Origin of the sequence: Streptomyces boncukensis (assembly GCF_011045075.1) — a bacterium.
Classification (GTDB): Bacteria; Actinomycetota; Actinomycetes; order Streptomycetales; family Streptomycetaceae; genus Streptomyces; species Streptomyces boncukensis.
Genome location: NZ_JAAKZZ010000941.1, coordinates 1 through 1,505, shown reverse-complemented (window position 1 = coordinate 1,505; position 1,505 = coordinate 1). Strand labels below are relative to the sequence as shown.

The 1,505-nt window shown below is 74.3% G+C and carries 2 protein-coding genes; one reads left to right on the top strand and one right to left on the bottom strand.

The genetic code is table 11. The features are described from left to right. Window positions 1-231: 231 nt before the first annotated feature. A complete protein-coding gene (locus G5C65_RS37175; RefSeq protein ID WP_165303446.1) occupies window positions 232-1,158 on the top strand; it encodes a hypothetical protein in 927 nt (308 codons plus the stop codon). 104 nt (window positions 1,159-1,262) lie between these two features. On the opposite strand, the gene G5C65_RS40290 is transcribed toward G5C65_RS37175, so the two are convergent. Continuing rightward, window positions 1,263-1,394, bottom strand: a complete 132-nt coding sequence (locus G5C65_RS40290) for a hypothetical protein (RefSeq protein WP_277608163.1) — start codon at window positions 1,392-1,394, stop codon at window positions 1,263-1,265. Between the last annotated feature and the right edge of the window lie 111 nt (window positions 1,395-1,505).

Here is a 1,505-nt window from a genome sequence, read left to right as displayed (position 1 = left end):
GGCGGTGGGTCAGCGGCGCGGCCACGACGGGCTCTCTCTCGGCGTCAGGAGGTTTGTACGGTCGCACAAGCGCGTGGAGTCCTGGTTTCCAGGGAACTCTACGAAGCCCTCGACCGTCGGCAACGATACCGGCACTCCGCACGGCCCCCAGGGGACGGGGGCGCACGCGGCAGGTAGCGTCGGTGGCACGGATCCGTATCTGCCGACCCCTCCGATGGAAGACACACCCTGATGACCGACCGACGCCGCCGCGCGGCTGCATCCGACAGCTCCCCCCGCGGGGAGCACGAGGACAACCCCTTCGCGCCGCCGCCGGAGGGTCAGCCGGACCAGCCGTGGCAGCCGCGTCACCAGGGCAGCACCGAGGGAAGCAGCAGCGGGCAGGAGGGAGACGGCCGGGAAGGGGACGGCCGGAACGGCGACGGCCAGGACGGCGGCCAGGACAGCGGGGCGGACGAGCAGCCCCCGGCCTGGGGCAGCCAGTGGAGCAGCCGTCAGCCGGGGCGCCAGAAGGGCGGGTTCGGCGGCGGCGAGAACGGCGGCACCGGGTCCGGCGGACCGGGCGGCACCGGCGGACCGGGCGGCGGCTCCGGAGGCCCCGGAGGCTCCGGAGGCCCCGGAGGTCAGCGCGGGCTGCGCTGGGATCCCCGGGACCCGCTGCAGCGGCACGCGCGGTACGCGCTGCACGCCGGGATCTGGGGCCTCTTCTTCGCCCTGCTCGGCTGGCACTATGTCGCGCTGCTGCTGGGCGCCCTGGCCCTCTACTGGAGCATCCACGCGCTGCGCGGCAGGAACGGCGCACGCGGCGGCGGAGCACGGCGGCGCGGAAGCGGCGCAACGGCGGAGGATGTCGCGGGGACGGACCGTACGACGGACGCCTCCGACGCTCCGGGCGGCGGCGAGCGCCCCCTCGGCAACCAGGGGCTCAAGATCACGGCCACGCCCGAGCAGGCGGCCAAGGCGCAGAAGACGGCGGCGATCAGCGGACTGGTCATGGCCTCGCTGGCGCTGGCGATCGTCGCGGCGACGTTCACGGTGCAGATGGTGTACCAGGACTACTACACCTGTAAGGACGACGCGCTCACCCAGGCGTCCCGCGACGAGTGCAAGCGCCTCCTCCCCGACCAGATCCGCCCCCTCCTGGAGAACCGCCCCTAGTGGCGTGACCGGGAGCGAGACGTGCCCCGTGGGGGGCGCGGGGAACTGCGCGAGCGACAGCACCGCACCCGAAGGCGCACCCGCGGACGCACCCGAAGGCGCCCTCACTCCTCGCGGCGCGGCTCGAAGTCCGGCATCAGACCACCCGACGCCTCCTTCATCGCGGAGAACCGCTGCCTACGCGCCTCGTCCCCGTACCACCCCTCCGCCACGGGCCCCGTGCCGGACTGAGCCACGGGCTCCGCGCCGGAAACCCGCTCCCGCTTCCGGCGCCACTTCCCGGGCCACCGGAACCTTCCGGGCTTCCCCGGTCTCTCGGACTTCCCGCGCGCTCTCCGCTTCCACCC

What these genes read in the sequence shown, in the direction of transcription:
- G5C65_RS37175 (WP_165303446.1), top strand. Translation starts at nt 232, where the DNA reads ATGACCGACCGACGCCGCCGCGCGGCTGCATCCGACAGCTCCCCCCGC.